A 15,232-nucleotide genomic window follows, 5' to 3' on the forward strand; every position below is an offset into this window, starting at 1 on the left:
TGACTTCTTAACGTCTGGAGCGAGAACATGATTGGGGCATTGGCATTAATATCAGTTCTGGGTGGTGGCCTTGCGATGGCCGCCATAGACGATGCTCTGGCCGACACGACTGACAGTTCGCCAGACGACGATACGTTAAACGGCTCGACAGATAATGACACCCTGTTTGGCGGCGCCGGCGATGACACGATCAGTGGTGCCGGCGGAGACGATTGGTTAGTGGGTCAAGGTGGCAACGACAGCGTCAGCGGAGGTGCCGGAAATGACACCATTGCCATGGGCGGCGACAATGATTTCTACGGTTTCGATGGAACCAATATCATTGACGAGGCGGGTGACGATCTTGTGCGCGGCGGTCGCGACAGCGACTGGCTTCAGGACGCCTCCGGTGCAAATACTTTGTATGGCGGGCTTGGCGACGATATCATTATTGGCGCAAGCGACGGCACAGATGCCGAAGCCGATCTTCTCGGAGCTGGGTACGGCGATGACGTGATCATTGGCGACAATGGCGACACTATCAATGGCGGTGCTGGTGACGACACATTTGGCGTATTGTTCACCTTTGGCAACGGCTCCGATCCGGTAACAATCTCGGACTATGACGCCCACAACGAATCGCTCGCCATCGCCGTGTCTGACAACGCGGCATTCGACACGCTCGAATGGCAGGTGAACTTCAATGCCGCATCCGGCACGGCGACGGTTGAGATCTGGGGTATGCGCGGCACTGAGGCAGTGACAGCAGAAACTGCGATTGTCTTGCAGAACATGACAGCCGAAACTGCGGCGGCAGTCTCCCTGACACTGGCGGACAGCCTCGATGACCTTACCCCAGCAGACGATGGCCCCCAACATCTGGGCCGGTCTGATGATACATTTACCGGCACACCAGCCGATGAAGACATCCGGGGCATGGAAGGCAACGACACCCTGAACGGTGGCGCGGGCTCTGACACGCTCGTCGGGGGCGACGGCAATGACAACCTCTCTGGTGATGACGGCGACGACCGCCTCGTCGGCAACTCCGGGAACGACACCGCATCCGGCGGGGCCGGACAGGACACGGTTACACTGGGCGAAGGCAACGATGTCTATGGGCTTGACGTCACCACGCCCACCTCAGAAGGCGGCGACGACATTGTTCGTGGCGGTCGCGGGGATGACTGGCTTCAGGATGCCGACGGCGCTGACACGCTCTATGGCGGCCTTAACGACGATACCGTGATCGGCGCCAGCGAAACCGGGGCCGATGCCATGGCCGACCTTTTGAGTGGCGGTTATGGCGACGACCTCGTGATTGGCGACAATGGCGACACTATGACCGGGGGCGAAGGTGATGACGATTTCGGCGTCGGCTTTACCTTTGGCGCAGGGGTTGACCCGGTGACAATCACCGATCTTGATGCCGCACAGGAAACCATCACAATCGGCGTCACGGATGATATGACCCTGAGTTCCATGGACTGGTCGGTCAATTTCGATCCGCAATCAGGCATCGCCGTGATCGATATATGGGGCGCCGAAGACACGGACGGCACCATGACAATCCTGCCTGCCGAAACCGCCATCATGCTGCAAAATATGACCACTGCCGATGTGGCCAACCTGTCCATAGCGTTCAGCTACTAGAGTCATACTTCGGCAAACCTGCGACTTGGGCTTGCCGGATTACGCACATGACGTGTTCACGGGCTGCGTGTTAAAACTCCACCACTGTCGCTAGGTTAACCGGGAGCCCCCTTCTCGGAGAAATGCCATGTCTGACCGATTGCCCACCTATTTCATCTCTCATGGCGGTGGCCCTTGGCCCTGGGTGCCCGAAATGGCGGCCGAGTTTGCACCTCTGGCCGAGGCGCTCTCACTCATGCCGCATCAGATCAGTCAACGTCCCAAGGCAGTGCTGATGATCTCCGGGCATTGCGAAAAAGACGACTTTGCCGTCATGTCCTCACCCAATCCCCCTATGGTCTATGACTATTATAACTTCCCACCCCACACATACGAGGTGACGTATCCAGCGCCGGGCGACCCGGCCCTTGCTGCGCGCGTATCAAACATGATCACCGCCGCCGGACTGCCCAGCAGCCTCGATCCTGAAATGGGGTATGACCACGGTACTTTTGTGCCAATGGCCGTCATGTACCCAGAGGCTGACATTCCCCTCATTCAAGTTTCCATGCGCCATAACTATAACCCAACCGAACATTTCGCCCTTGGACGCGCGTTGGATCCACTGCGCAACGAGGGTGTGCTCATCGTTGGATCTGGCCTCAGCTATCACAATCTGCGCCTCTTCAGCCCCGAAGCACGCGAACCATCGCACGCTTTCGACACTTGGCTCGCCGCGACACTAGCCCGCCCTGCGCCTGAGCGCACTCAGGCACTACTTGACTGGGAAACCGCCCCCTCTGCGCGGGTCTGCCACGCCAAGGAGGACCACTTCGTGCCAATCTTCGCCGCCCTCGGCGCCGCCGAAGGGGAACCGGCCACACGGGTTTACCACCAGACGGGCATTCGCGGCGGCGTCACTGCCTCCAGCTACCGATTTGGATAAGCTCTTGAGGAAATCGTGACCGCCCGCTAGACCGACGCGGAGTTTTCAGGAGTCCGCCCGTCATGTCGATGAACAGCTTTGGCCACCTTTTCCGCGTCACCACTTGGGGCGAAAGCCACGGCCCCGCGCTTGGCGCGACAGTTGATGGCTGCCCTCCGGGTGTGCCAATTGAGCCGGAAATGCTGCAAATCTGGCTCGACAAACGCCGCCCCGGTCAGAACAAGAACATGACCCAGCGCAACGAACCGGACGCCGTGAAAATCCTGTCCGGGGTGTTCGAAGGCCAGTCGACCGGCACGCCCATTCAACTGATGATCGAAAACACCGACCAGCGCAGCCGCGACTATGGCGACATCTCCGAAACTTTCCGCCCGGGTCACGCCGATATCACCTATTGGCAGAAATACGGCATCCGCGATTATCGCGGCGGCGGGCGCTCATCTGCCCGCGAAACCGCGTCCCGCGTCGCCGCAGGCGGTGTAGCGCGCGAAGCCATCAAAGCGATCGCACCCGGCGTCGAAATCAAGGGCTACATGGTTGCCATGGGCGAAATGGAAATCGATCGCAGCCAGTTTGACTGGGACGCCATCGACCAAAACGATTTCTGGATTCCCCAAGGGTCAGAGATCGCTCAGGACTGGGAAAACTACCTTCAAGACCTGCGTAAATCCCACGATTCCGTCGGCGCGATCGTCGAAGTTGTTGCGCGCGGCGTGCCTGCCGGGATCGGCGCGCCCGTCTATAACAAACTCGACACCGACCTGGCCGCCGCGATGATGTCGATCAACGCTGTAAAGGGCGTGGAAATCGGCGAAGGCATGTCCGCCGCCCGCCTCCGAGGTACCGACAACGCAGACGAAATCTTCATGGGCGCAAACGGCCCTGAATACGGTTCAAACCATGCCGGTGGCATCTTGGGCGGCATCTCCACAGGTCAAGACCTCGTGGTGCGTTTTGCCGTGAAACCCACCTCGTCAATCCTCAGTCCGCGCCGCTCGATCCGCAAGGACGGGACCCCGATCGAAGTGATCACCAAAGGTCGCCATGACCCCTGCGTCGGTATCCGCGCTGTTCCCGTGGGCGAGGCGATGATGGCCTGCGTTGTGCTCGATCACCTGCTCCTGCATCGCGGTCAGGTTGGGGCGAACCGGGGTCATATTGGATAAGCTGCGCACAGAACTACGCGCGCATGTCACCGCGCGCATGTCTCAAGACGCCGCGCATGACCTCGCCCATCTTGACCGGGTCTGGACCAACGCAAGCCGCATTGCGGACACGGAAACCGACGTCAACCTGACCGTTCTGGTCAGCGCGGCCTATCTGCACGACCTGGTCAACCTGCCCAAAGACGCGCCCAACCGCGCAACTGCCTCCCACCTCGCCGCACAAGAGGCCACGCCTATTCTACAGCGCCTTGGCCTGTCCGCCGCCGACATTACCGCCGCTCAACACGCCATCACCGCCCACAGCTTTTCCGCCGGCATCTTGCCTGAAACTATCGAGGCAAAGATCCTGCGTGATGCTGACCGGCTCGACGCGCTCGGGGCCATTGGCATCGCGCGCTGCTTCGCTGTCTCAGCCAAGCTTGACCGCGCCTTCTATGACCCCGACGATCCCTTCGCAATGTCCCGCGCCCCTGACGATGGCCAGTTCGCCATGGATCATTGGCCGATCAAGCTTTTGCGGCTCCCCGAAGACATGCTCACTACGACCGGCCGCGCCATAGCCAAAGAGCGGCTTGCGACTATGGTGCAATTTGCACAGGCTTGGGCCACGGAAATCAACGCTCCTTTCCCGCGAAACTGGTTCTCGCCCGAATAGTTTTCTGCACCTGCAAAAAAAGTCACCCGGAGACTGGCCAAAATGTCCCTGTGGTGAAATGTAAGCCGCGTCAGCCAACGCCGATTCGGTCTCATCCAACATTCGTTGATTCGAACACCGGCGCCGCGACTCAGATCCAATACCTAACGGTGCACCGACAGAGGAAACCCATGAGTCTGACCTGCTTTGATGTGATGGTCCCAAGTGACAAGCAGAAAACCATTCTGCCAGACGAGAGCATCGCCACCGCATTCAACATCATCAAGGACAGCCGCGCGCGCTTTTTGCCCGTCGTTGAACAGGATGGCACCTATGTGGGCGTGTTCACCGCGCCGACCTTGCTAAAGCTCATCTTGCCCAAGGCGGCGACCATTGGCCTGAACGATGAGGCCGGGCGCGTCCCGATAGAATCGCTTGGCTTCATGAACCTGACGCATGGCGATTTCGAGCAACAGCTCGACCGCCTCAAGCACGAGACCGTGCGCGATAATATGTCCAGGCCGGTCAATATTCCGGTGGCCGCGCCCGATACCCCCGTGATGGAAGGCATCTTCCTGATCTACAAATTCAAACGCCACGTGATCCTTGTTGAGCCTGACACAAACCGCTTCGTCGGAACTGTTAGCGCAAACTCCCTTCTTGATCGCGCGCTCGGCTAACCCTCCAAATACCGGACTAAAATCTTGGCAGACCATTCCACGTCGCACGGAGACACGTTCTCCGTCCCCCAGCTATTGGGCATTGATCCGATCTGGATCGCCACTGGCATTCTCATCGCAGTCTACGCGGTCCTGATCACCGAAAAGGTAAACCGCGCCATCCTCGCGATGCTGGGCGCATCACTCATGGTTCTCTTTGGGATCATCACCCAGCAACAGGCGGTCGACGGCGTCGACGCCAACACGCTCGCGCTATTGATCGGTATGATGGTGATTGTTGGCATCACTTCAAAATGCGGGTTGTTCCAATACGTGGCGATTAAGGCCGCCAAGGCGGTCAAGGCTAACCCAACCGGCATTCTGATCATGCTCACGCTGATCACCGCCGTGTTCTCGGCCCTTCTCGACAACGTCACGACTGTGCTGCTGATCGCGCCGATCACCTTGCTGATCACCGAAGCGCTCGAAACCCGCGTGTTTCCCTTTTTCATCGCAGAAATCCTGGCCTCAAATGTGGGCGGCACGGCCACGCTTATTGGTGATCCGCCCAACATCATCATCGGCTCCGCCGCCGACCTCAGTTTCAACCAATTTGTCGTGAACCTCGCCCCGATCTCTGCAATCTGTCTCGTCGTCCTGACCGGCATCATCTACCTGATGAACCGCAAGGAACTGGCCAGCATTCCCAAGTCCGCCAGCGAACGCATCATGGGCTTCAACGAATCCGAGGCGATCACTGACGTGGTCCTGATGATCAAATCCCTTGGTGTTCTCGCACTTGTCCTCGCCGGTTTCATCTTGGGCCACGGCCATGGCATCCAGCCGGGCACCTCAGCGCTGGCAGGTGCGGCGCTGCTAATGCTCTTGGCCTATGGGCATCAGACAGGCGAGGACCAATCTGAATCCGTGCACCACATCTTTGGCGAAGTGGAATGGATCACGATCTTCTTTTTCGGCGGCCTCTTTGTGATCGTCGCTGGGGTTGAACATGTCGGGTTGTTGGCATTCTTTGGCGAAAAGGTGCTCGAACTGACCCAAGGCGACATGATGTGGACCGCGTTCTTCATCTTCTGGGCGTCGGGCATCCTGTCAGCCATCCTCGACAACATCCCCTTCGTGGCCACTATGATCCCGCTGATCGAATCCACCGCCGAAACCTTTGGCGGCAAGGACGCGATAGAGCCGCTGTGGTGGTCGCTCGCGCTAGGCGCGTGTCTTGGCGGGAATGGCACTTTGCTGGGCGCCAGCGCTAACCTTACAGTGGCCGCGTTTGCTGAAAAAGCGAAACAGCCCATCGGCTTTATCGCCTTCGCAAAAATCGCCTTCCCCATCATGATACTCACCCTCATGATCGCAAACGTCTACATCTGGCTGCGCTATTTCTAAAGCAGCTATGCAATCGCTATTTGCGACCCTCTCAGCCAGTGCAAACGCACTGGCTGGGGCATGTGCTTCTTCTGCTAAGGCGCACATATCTTGGGATTGAACAGGTCAAAACCTATCTGATCGCCGCACAGAATTTGCCAGACTTCGTAATCGGTAAAATACCCGGTGTGACCACCCGGATTGACCGGCATGTCTCTTCTCTCATCGATCAGCCCGCCATCAATTCGGGTTCCGACAAAATCGTCCTCACGAAAGATGTTAAACCACGCCGCATTGAGCGCTCCTGAATCCACCGTAAACATCTCGGGAAAGTACCTTTGGTAGATATGTGTCACTGGGCACCCCATCGTGATCAACGTTACCGGTCGCCCTTTTATCCGTCGTTGCACACGCGGATCCGCAAGCATCTGGGTCGCGATCACAGTGCCTTGAGAATGGGAGATAACGGTGATGTGGTCCGCTGAAAAAACCGACAATGCATAATAAAGCGTCCGGTAGAACCGTTCATTGATGGCTGTCCGATCTGGATAATTTGCTTGCCGAGCAGGCAGCTCCTTTGCGAGGTAACAACGCTTGCGAATGGCATAAGTCACGATATCGCGCCCTACGCCCAATCCAGCCGAAACGATGTAGGAAAACCGGTAAAGCATCGCCGCCACGGTCAACGCAATTAATGCGATGGCGCCCTGATGGGACTCAAGGAATTTCAAAAACGCACCAGCAACGCTACAGTTCTCCAACTCTCCTTGGTTCGTTTTTTCTATTGGGCAAAAGGGATTGCCTCCGGAAAAATGATTTCCAACTTGCTGATATACCGCCACGGACATGACAACCGCCCCCAGGAGAAACACAATCTGTGCCCACCTGTTCAATACGGCTCGGTTCGTCAGGCTTGATGCTTCATGCAGTTTCTTACGCCTGATTTTGCGTATCGCGAAAATGCAACCGCCGCACAGGACCAGTGCCGCGATCAAAACGAATGCGGCCCCCAGCGTCCCAATCGATTTACCAAGCTGATTGCCTAAAACAGCCGTCAATGCACCGTCCGACAGCATATTGACCGAACCGACAATCTTCTCCAGACCCAGCCAAAATCCAGACATGAAAAACAGCCAAAAGGCGAGCATTCCCGAACATATACTTGGGTAAATCCGCCGGTGCTCGCTCAACTCGTCGTCAATCCCCAATGGCAGCAATGAGGTCATGTATAAAACCAAAGTCGAAAAAACCAGCAGCGCCCAAGCCGCACCCAGCGCAAGGATCTGAAACGCAACATACTGGCCAAGTGCGGAATACTCAGAAGGCAGCACACCCTCATTCGTGGTCGCAATGCATTTTGCACAATCCCACCACTCCAGCACCAGCGGCCCACTGATCAGCGCAGAAATGGCCGCCGTCCCCACAATCGCCGTCCCGCGCCAAAACACCCGTCGCAGATAGGTCGGGGCGCGGTTCCACTGCCTCACCCCAAATGCGGTAGCCGCGCCATAGACCCCCAGCAGCGCACAAACATATGCCGCCTTGCCCCTAAAGGCGTCGCCGGACAATTGGTCGATCATCATCGCCGCGGCCCCGAGCAACAAAAAAGCGTTTATCGCCGCCACCCCGCCAAAGAAAACCCAAGTAAAGCCATGTACCAGCAGCGCAGCCAACGTCGTTCGCTCCTTGGCCTTACCTCGCTCAATCCCCTTTCTGCGATGCGTTTGTTCGACATTGTCCATCGCCAGATAACCCAGCGCTAAAACCACCCAGATCAGATCCAGAACCGTTTTGAACGCCCCTTTGGGCGCTGGCGAACGGTCTGCCCAGAAAACTTCGGCAAACATTGCCTCATCGGCCTGATTATAAAGCTTGCGAACATTGCGCGTATGTACTTTGAACAATCGGACATTTCGGGTCGTGCCGTCAAAATTGTTCTCGGCCAGCTCGATCATATCGCGTTCGATCTGAACCGGCGGCCTTGGTTTTCCATCAAACCAAGTCGTCGCCGCGCCAACAACCTGATCAACTGTTTCGCCAGGTTTCTGTTCACCGATACCGTGAACCGTCAAAATAAGATGCCGCGCCATCCTGCGCTCCAAACTCACTAAATCAATACGTTGACCCTAGCATAAATTTGCTTCGTTTCCCACGCCCTGAAATGGATCCCATGCAACACTCCACAATCCATGCGCGAATAGGTTTCACTTTTCGGATCAGCCTGCCACGGTCAGGTTTTGGTTAAGTTCGCGCGACATCGGCGCTCCACACCCGTTTCGTAACTCACAGCGCCATGTTCGACATACTCGCCATTGCGTCACCCATTTGGCATCGCCGCCATCGGTTATGTCACCTTGCGGCGTGGATGGTTCTCGCCCGCCGACCTCAAGGGTCTTGGGCGATATGTTATGGATATCGCGTACGGGCGCTTCTGTTCTACGCGGTTGCAAGTTGCGACCGCACCGAAATTTTCCAACCCGACGACACGGGCGATTACCTGTTCGGTACACTGGCCACAATCACACTCAGCTTTGCATGGTTCTCATGGGCAGCCACCGCCCGCCCGCTGCGCCAATGCAGTCATGGGGGTCTGTCTACCAAAATTCCAGCTTTGTCAGCTTTCCCCTGAAGCTGCTTATGTTCCCTGATATCGCAGGTGTTGTGCTGGCGCTCAATGTCACGGTCAAGAACATGATCCTCGTCCCATTCTGCCTGATCCTTATGGGACTGGTCAGGGATCAACCCGGTCTGTCACCCCTTCAACTTATTTGCCACATCATCCGGCGCCCGATGGTCATTGGCCTTTTGCTGGGATTAGCCGTTTCGATCCTGCACATCCCTATTCCCGCGTCTGCGTCCCGAATGCTCCAAATGCTAGCTGCATCCGCTTCTGCCTTGGTTCTCTTCGTGATCGTGGGTCACTCGTCGGTCTGCCTTTGCGCGGCGATTGGCGGGCGGGGCACAGATCGCTGCGTTCAAACTGCTCCTCGCGCCCATGCAGGTCGCTGCCACCGCACTACTTTGCACGTTAATCTTCGGCTCATACCTATCGCCAAAATGCACGTGGTCCTGATCCCTTCCACCGCCACGCCGATGTTTTCGATCTATCCTGTCCTTGCTCAAGAACAAGGTCTCCCGCGGGCAGCTTCAATCGCCATACCAATGGCCACATCAGCCGCGCTTTTCACACTTTCCACTTAGTTGTTTCTTCTAACCTGACATTACCACGCAATAGGCACCGACACAGGCCCTCGAAACGCCCAACCACCAAACCGGGTCTCACCTGCCAAACGCAGCCCCGGCAATCGCTCAAACAACATTGGCAAAGCCACCTCGGCAATCAAACACCGGGACGCCCACGCGCCAGCGCAAAAATGCGGCCCCGCTCCAAAGCTGATCGCTGGCCCGCAATCCTGTGTCACGTCAAACACATCGGGCCGCGCAAACACAGTCTCATCCCGATTGCCCGAACCAAACATGAGAAACACCCGATCCTCTGGCTCAAAGGTCACACCGCCCGTCTCATATCGGCGTGCCACACGACGTGGCGACATGCCTATGGGTGACATCCAGCGCGCATATTCCTCAAACACCTGCAACCAGGTGGCATTTCCATGCCGCACCAAAGCCAATTGCTCAGGATGGGCCAACACAGCCCACACGGCCCCGGCAATCGCATCGCGCGGCTCGTTCTGCCCACCACTAATCGCCAATTTGATATTGGCGCGAATGTCTTTCTTAGGTAACTCGGCCTGCATCATCACAGACAACATGGACAGGTCAGGTACTCGCGCCAGTTCCGGCATCCGCGCATCAATATAGCGGTCAATCGACGCGGTGCAGTCATGGCACTGCGCTGCCACCTTCTTGTCTCCTGCATAGTTGGCACAACCGTCAATCATGCCCTGACTAACACGATCCATTTCCTGCCAATGCATATTGGTCAGCCCGGTAATCGCCTTAAGAGCTTCTCCCGACACAGGGCGCGCAATGTCAGCAACCATGTCTGCGCGACCCAGCGGCGCGACACGTTCCAAAATCCCGCGCATCGCACGCTGAAATTGCACCTTCCAGACATCCCTTACAGTCCTTGGTGATACCGACGGAAAAATGGCTCTGCGCTCCGCCGTATGCGCCGCACCATCCTTTCGCATCATGTTTTGCCCCATCAGCACGGTCATCAATCCATCCGGCTGATCCGAAGAAAACACCTCGACCTTCTTCTCATTGTCAAAAATCGCATCCCGCTGCGTGATCAGTGTCGCGCCCAGCTGAGGCACATAGGCAATCGGCACCTTCGCACGCATCGCCTTCAAATCAGGATAAGGGTCCTCCCAAAAGGCACGCAGATCAATCTCGTAAACAGGTGCGTCAGACATATGGAGACTGTTCCACCCTCAACCTCCTTCGACAAGCCAGCTCCTTCATCTTGCCAAAAATACTTTGGGGTGAATTGGCCAAAGGCCAAGAGGGGCAAAGCCCCTTATGTCCAGTTCAGCACCACCTTGCCCGACGCCCCCGATTTCATCGCGGCAAAGCCCTGCTCGAACGCATCAACATCAAATCGATGCGTGATCACCCGGCTCACGTCCAAACCGTTTTGCAACATGGCAATCATCTTGTACCAGGTCTCAAACATCTCGCGCCCATAGACACCTTTGATCGTGATCGCCTTAAACACAATGCGGCTCCAATCCACCGGAGATTTGCCCGGCGGGATACCAAGCAGCGCGATCTTGCCGCCCATCACCAATGCCTCAACCATCTGATCCAAAGCCGCTTGCGACCCTGACATCTCAAGTCCCACATCAAACCCCTGCGTCAGCCCCAGCTCGCCTATCACGTCATTCAGATCTTCTTTGCTAACATTTGCCGTCCGCACAGTTGGAACCACATGTTCCGCCAGCCTCAACCGGTCCGGATTGATATCCGTGATCACCACATTGCGCGCGCCGGCATGACGCGCCACTGCCGCCGCCATGATCCCAATCGGACCGGCCCCGGTAATCAACACATCCTCCCCCAACAGATCAAAGCTCAGCGCCGTGTGAACCGCATTGCCCAGCGGATCCAGAATGGCGCCTATCTCATCCGGAATATCGTCCGGCAACGGCACAACATTGAACGCAGGCAAACGCAGGTATTCCGCGAACGCCCCCTGTTCGTTCACCCCAATCCCCCGCGTGCCTGGATCAAGGTGAAACTTGCCCGCGCGGCTTTGACGGCTGTCATGTTCAATCAAATGCCCCTCACCAGAGCAGCGCTGCCCCACCTCCAGCCCCGTCACATCCTTGCCGATCTCAACAATCTCTCCGGCAAATTCGTGGCCGGTGATCATCGGCACCGGCACCGTGCCGCTCGCCCATTCATCCCAGTTCCAGATGTGAATATCCGTCCCGCAAATCCCGGTCTTGTTCACCCGGATCAACACATCATCCGGCCCAATCTCGGGCACAGGTGCCTGCGTCGCCCATAAACCCTCTCGCGGAAAACTCTTTTCCAATGCCTTCATCGTGTTTGGCAAAGTCATCAGATCACCCCCAACTCTTTGCCAACACGCCCAAACGCGGACAACGCATGGTCCAGCTCCTCGCGCGAAAGGGCGGCGTTCATCTGGGTGCGGATACGCGCTTGTCCACGCGGAACCACCGGAAAGAAAAACCCGGACACGTAAACGCCTTCGTCAAACAACCGCGCCGCCATGTCCTGCGCCAGCTGCGCCTCGCCCAGCATGACCGGTACAATCGGATGTTCGCCCGGCAATAAATCAAATCCCAGCGCCTCCAATCCAGCCCGCCAATAGCGCGCATTCTCAAACAACCGCGCCCGCAACCCAGCGCCTTCTTCCACCAGCCGGATCGCTTCAATCCCGGCGGCAACGATGCTTGGCGGCAGCGAGTTGGAAAACAGATAGGGCCGCGCGCGCTGCCGCAACAAATCGATCACTGGCTGCGGCCCAGCGATGTAACCGCCAATTGCCCCCCCAAGTGCCTTGCCCAACGTTCCCGTAACAATGTCCACATCCACACCAAAATGATCCGGTGTCCCGGCACCGCTCGGCCCCATAAACCCGGTGGCATGGCAATCATCCACCATCACCAGCGCATCATACTTTTGCGCCAGACGCGTGATCTCAGGCAGATTAGCCAGATATCCATCCATACTGAAAACACCGTCCGTCGCAATCATGATATGGCGCGCACCGTCCTCCCGTGCCAGCTTCAGCCACGCCTCAAGATCGGCCATATCATTGTTGAGATAGCGATAGCGCTTGGCCTTGCACAACCGCACCCCGTCGATGATCGACGCATGGTTCAGACTGTCGGAAATGATCGCATCTTCTGGCCCCAGTAACGGCTCGAACAACCCGCCGTTCGCATCAAAACAGGCCGCAAACAGGATCGAGTCCTCTTTGCCCAGAAACGCCGCCAATCGCTGTTCCAACTCGCGGTGAATATCCTGCGTGCCGCAAATGAAACGCACCGATGCCATACCAAACCCGCGCGGCTCCATCGCGCCCTGCGCCGCCGCGATCAGCGCCGGGTGATCGGCCAACCCCAGATAGTTGTTCGCACACAGGTTGATGACCTCGCGCTCGCCAACCGTGATTTCGCCGCTCTGGGGCGACGTAATCATGCGTTCGCGTTTCATCATACCCTCCGCCTCGATCTGGCTCAGCGTGTCGCGAATGTGGGTCAGGAAAGCTTCAGACATCGTGTCCTCCATGATTCTGGACACATATCTACCATAACGGAGGCGCATCTCAAATAGCAGAAACGCACAATCACGGAAATTTTCCGTAATAACGGATTCAAATATCGGCACGCCGCATTGAACAAATTAGTACAGCGCAAGCAAATGGGCGGGCCTCAGGCGTCCTGCACCACGAGGAACACACGCGCCGCGTCACCTTGGGCGCGGATACAGTGGGGCACGTCAGAGGAATAGCGCGCCGTATCATCCGGACCCAGCAGTTCTCGTGCATCCCCGGACACAACTTCGACCTGACCTTCGACAACCGTCAAATGCTCGCGCGCCCCGCGCGTGTGTGGCTGGCTATCCAAAACACCACCTTTGGCAAACCGAATGTCATACACCTCGTGTTTGCCGGCGTCTTCAGGTGGCGACAGTATGCGAATGCTGCACCCTTCGCCCATATTCTCAATTGTTGGCACCTGTGCATCGCGCAACACTTCAATCCGATGAGCTGCATTACCCTCTTCCAGAAGCCCCGCAAAATCGACCTGCAACGCCCGCGTTAAATTCCAAAGCGTTGCAATGGTTGGGCTACTTTCACCCCGCTCAATCTGACTCACCATCGAACGCGAAACGCCTGACAGCTTGGCGACCGCATCCAGAGACAGCCCCTGATTGCGCCGTGCCTCGCGCAGGCGTGCTGGCAACAGATCGAGAATTTGTTCCGCATCATTCATGGTTCCAGACCTGCCGTGAAAGCACCGGATTTGTCAATCATTGGCAGGTCTCAGGCGTGACAACTCCGCCGGATGACACTGAATGCTGCATGTGCATAATGGCGACACTTGAGAATCTGGAGGACACATCAATGACTGATATCGTAATTCTTGGCGGCGCCCGTACTGCCATCGGCACATTTGGGGGATCGCTGGCCAACACCGCGCCAATTGATCTTGCCACAGTCGCCGCAAAGGCAGCGATGGAGCGCAGCAATGTCGAAGCTGGACAAGTTGGCAACGTTGTATTTGGCCACGTCATCAACACCGAACCTCGCGACATGTACCTGTCCCGTGCGGCTGCCATTCAGGCCGGTATTCCCGACACGACCCCTGCCATGAACGTAAACCGCCTCTGTGGTTCCGGTGCACAAGCTATTGTCTCCGTTGCTCAATCTCTGATGTTGGGTGACGCAGATTTTGGTCTGGCAGGCGGTGCAGAAAACATGAGCCGCTCACCCTACATCATGCAAGCCCAGCGCTGGGGTCAAAAGATGGGCGACGTCAAATCGCTGGACATGATGGTTGGCGCGCTTAGCTGCCCGTTTGGCACCGGCCACATGGGTGTGACCGCTGAAAACGTAGCCGAAGAACATAATGTGTCGCGCGACGACATGGATGCCTTTGCTCTGGAAAGCCAGACCCGCGCCGCTGCCGCCATTGAGGCGGGCTATTTCAAGGATCAGATCGTTCCGGTCGACGTCAAGGTCAAGCGTGACATGGTTCCATTTGACACAGACGAACACCCGACTTCGTCTTCGTTGGAAAAGCTCGCCAAATTACGCGCTGTGTTCAAGAAAGACGGTCGCGTCACGGCTGGTAACGCATCGGGTATCAATGACGGCGCCGCCGCCATCGTGCTGGCACGCGCCGAAGCCGCCGAGAATGCGGGCCTTACACCAAAGTTCCGCGTCCTTGGCTATGCCCACGCGGGCGTGCGCCCGGAGGTGATGGGCATTGGTCCGATCCCTGCGGTGACAAACCTCCTCGAACGCACCGGCCTGTCGATTGGCGATTTCGACGTAATCGAATCCAACGAAGCGTTTGCCGCACAAGCCATTGCTGTCAATCGCGGTCTGGAACTGGATACATCCAAAGTCAACCCGAACGGCGGCGCGATTGCCTTGGGCCACCCCGTTGGCGCCACGGGCTGCATCATCACCGTCAAGGCGATGCACGAACTCGAGCGCACAGGCGGCTCCAAAGGACTGATCACCATGTGCATCGGTGGCGGTCAGGGTATCGCGCTGGCCATCGAGCGCCTCTAACAAACCTGCGAGTGTGGGCCAACCGGCCCGCACTCTCCTTTGGATAACTCTGCTCAAAGGTTAACGCGCCTGTGTTTCGCAAAACGACAC

At 57.3% G+C, this 15,232-nt stretch carries 13 protein-coding genes; 8 read left to right on the forward strand and 5 right to left on the reverse strand.

Going from position 1 to position 15,232, the window contains the following annotated elements; translation table 11 throughout:
• The first annotated feature begins 27 nt into the window (after window positions 1-27).
• The 6 genes from CLV88_RS12335 (at window position 28) to CLV88_RS12360 (ending at window position 6,423) form a co-directional block, all read left to right on the forward strand.
• Complete coding sequence (locus tag CLV88_RS12335) at window positions 28-1,632, forward strand: calcium-binding protein (RefSeq protein ID WP_106608717.1); 1,605 nt, start codon at window positions 28-30, stop codon at window positions 1,630-1,632.
• A 127-nt stretch (window positions 1,633-1,759) separates the two neighbouring features.
• Complete coding sequence (locus tag CLV88_RS12340; protein ID WP_106608718.1) at window positions 1,760-2,557, forward strand: DODA-type extradiol aromatic ring-opening family dioxygenase; 798 nt, start codon at window positions 1,760-1,762, stop codon at window positions 2,555-2,557.
• Window positions 2,558-2,619: 62 nt separating this feature from the next.
• Entirely contained in the window at window positions 2,620-3,723 is a 1,104-nt protein-coding gene (gene aroC, locus CLV88_RS12345; RefSeq protein ID WP_106608719.1) for a chorismate synthase, read from the forward strand.
• Entirely contained in the window at window positions 3,716-4,378 is a 663-nt protein-coding gene (locus CLV88_RS12350) for an HD domain-containing protein (RefSeq protein WP_243403653.1), read from the forward strand. Before aroC ends, CLV88_RS12350 begins: the two co-directional genes overlap by 8 nt.
• 170 nt (window positions 4,379-4,548) lie before the next feature.
• Window positions 4,549-5,037, forward strand: a complete 489-nt coding sequence (locus CLV88_RS12355) for a CBS domain-containing protein (RefSeq protein WP_106608720.1) — start codon at window positions 4,549-4,551, stop codon at window positions 5,035-5,037.
• 24 nt (window positions 5,038-5,061) lie between these two features.
• Window positions 5,062-6,423, forward strand: a complete 1,362-nt coding sequence (locus tag CLV88_RS12360) for an ArsB/NhaD family transporter (RefSeq protein WP_106608721.1) — start codon at window positions 5,062-5,064, stop codon at window positions 6,421-6,423.
• 74 nt (window positions 6,424-6,497) lie between these two features.
• Here CLV88_RS12360 and CLV88_RS12365 read toward each other — a convergent pair whose 3' ends face one another.
• Window positions 6,498-8,492 (reverse strand): hypothetical protein, encoded by a 1,995-nt coding sequence (locus CLV88_RS12365; protein WP_106608722.1) that lies wholly within the window; start codon window positions 8,490-8,492, stop codon window positions 6,498-6,500.
• A gap of 547 nt (window positions 8,493-9,039) precedes the next feature.
• Here CLV88_RS12365 and CLV88_RS12375 point away from each other — a divergent pair.
• Window positions 9,040-9,603: an AEC family transporter gene (locus CLV88_RS12375; protein WP_106608724.1), complete on the forward strand. Its 564-nt coding sequence runs from the start codon at window positions 9,040-9,042 to the stop codon at window positions 9,601-9,603.
• A gap of 20 nt (window positions 9,604-9,623) precedes the next feature.
• Here CLV88_RS12375 and CLV88_RS12380 read toward each other — a convergent pair whose 3' ends face one another.
• The 4 genes from CLV88_RS12380 to CLV88_RS12395 form a co-directional block, all read right to left on the reverse strand.
• Window positions 9,624-10,781 (reverse strand): cytochrome P450, encoded by a 1,158-nt coding sequence (locus tag CLV88_RS12380; protein ID WP_106608725.1) that lies wholly within the window; start codon window positions 10,779-10,781, stop codon window positions 9,624-9,626.
• Between the two features lie 104 nt (window positions 10,782-10,885).
• Window positions 10,886-11,914: an L-threonine 3-dehydrogenase gene (gene tdh / locus CLV88_RS12385; RefSeq protein ID WP_106608814.1), complete on the reverse strand. Its 1,029-nt coding sequence runs from the start codon at window positions 11,912-11,914 to the stop codon at window positions 10,886-10,888.
• Window positions 11,915-11,931: 17 nt separating this feature from the next.
• Window positions 11,932-13,116 carry a glycine C-acetyltransferase gene (locus CLV88_RS12390; RefSeq protein WP_106608726.1) on the reverse strand — a complete coding sequence of 395 codons (1,185 nt, stop codon included), beginning with the start codon at window positions 13,114-13,116 and terminating at the stop codon, window positions 11,932-11,934.
• Window positions 13,117-13,271: 155 nt separating this feature from the next.
• A complete protein-coding gene (locus CLV88_RS12395) occupies window positions 13,272-13,835 on the reverse strand; it encodes a helix-turn-helix domain-containing protein (protein ID WP_106608727.1) in 564 nt (187 codons plus the stop codon).
• A 131-nt stretch (window positions 13,836-13,966) separates the two neighbouring features.
• Between CLV88_RS12395 and CLV88_RS12400 the strand changes: the two genes are divergently transcribed.
• On the forward strand, window positions 13,967-15,142 hold the full coding sequence (locus CLV88_RS12400; protein WP_106608815.1) for an acetyl-CoA C-acyltransferase family protein: 1,176 nt from the start codon (window positions 13,967-13,969) through the stop codon (window positions 15,140-15,142).
• Window positions 15,143-15,232 lie beyond the last annotated feature (90 nt).

Origin of the sequence: Shimia abyssi (assembly GCF_003014475.1) — a bacterium.
GTDB classification, from domain to species: domain Bacteria; phylum Pseudomonadota; class Alphaproteobacteria; order Rhodobacterales; family Rhodobacteraceae; genus Shimia; species Shimia abyssi.

Coding starts and splice junctions, on each gene's coding strand:
- CLV88_RS12335 (WP_106608717.1), top strand. CDS start 28: ATGATTGGGGCATTGGCATTAATATCAGTTCTGGGTGGTGGCCTTGCG.
- CLV88_RS12340 (WP_106608718.1), top strand. CDS start 1,760: ATGTCTGACCGATTGCCCACCTATTTCATCTCTCATGGCGGTGGCCCT.
- aroC (WP_106608719.1), top strand. CDS start 2,620: ATGTCGATGAACAGCTTTGGCCACCTTTTCCGCGTCACCACTTGGGGC.
- CLV88_RS12355 (WP_106608720.1), top strand. CDS start 4,549: ATGAGTCTGACCTGCTTTGATGTGATGGTCCCAAGTGACAAGCAGAAA.
- CLV88_RS12365 (WP_106608722.1), bottom strand. CDS start 8,492: ATGGCGCGGCATCTTATTTTGACGGTTCACGGTATCGGTGAACAGAAA.
- CLV88_RS12375 (WP_106608724.1), top strand. CDS start 9,040: ATGTTCCCTGATATCGCAGGTGTTGTGCTGGCGCTCAATGTCACGGTC.
- CLV88_RS12380 (WP_106608725.1), bottom strand. CDS start 10,781: ATGTCTGACGCACCTGTTTACGAGATTGATCTGCGTGCCTTTTGGGAG.
- tdh (WP_106608814.1), bottom strand. CDS start 11,914: ATGAAGGCATTGGAAAAGAGTTTTCCGCGAGAGGGTTTATGGGCGACG.
- CLV88_RS12390 (WP_106608726.1), bottom strand. CDS start 13,116: ATGTCTGAAGCTTTCCTGACCCACATTCGCGACACGCTGAGCCAGATC.
- CLV88_RS12395 (WP_106608727.1), bottom strand. CDS start 13,835: ATGAATGATGCGGAACAAATTCTCGATCTGTTGCCAGCACGCCTGCGC.
- CLV88_RS12400 (WP_106608815.1), top strand. CDS start 13,967: ATGACTGATATCGTAATTCTTGGCGGCGCCCGTACTGCCATCGGCACA.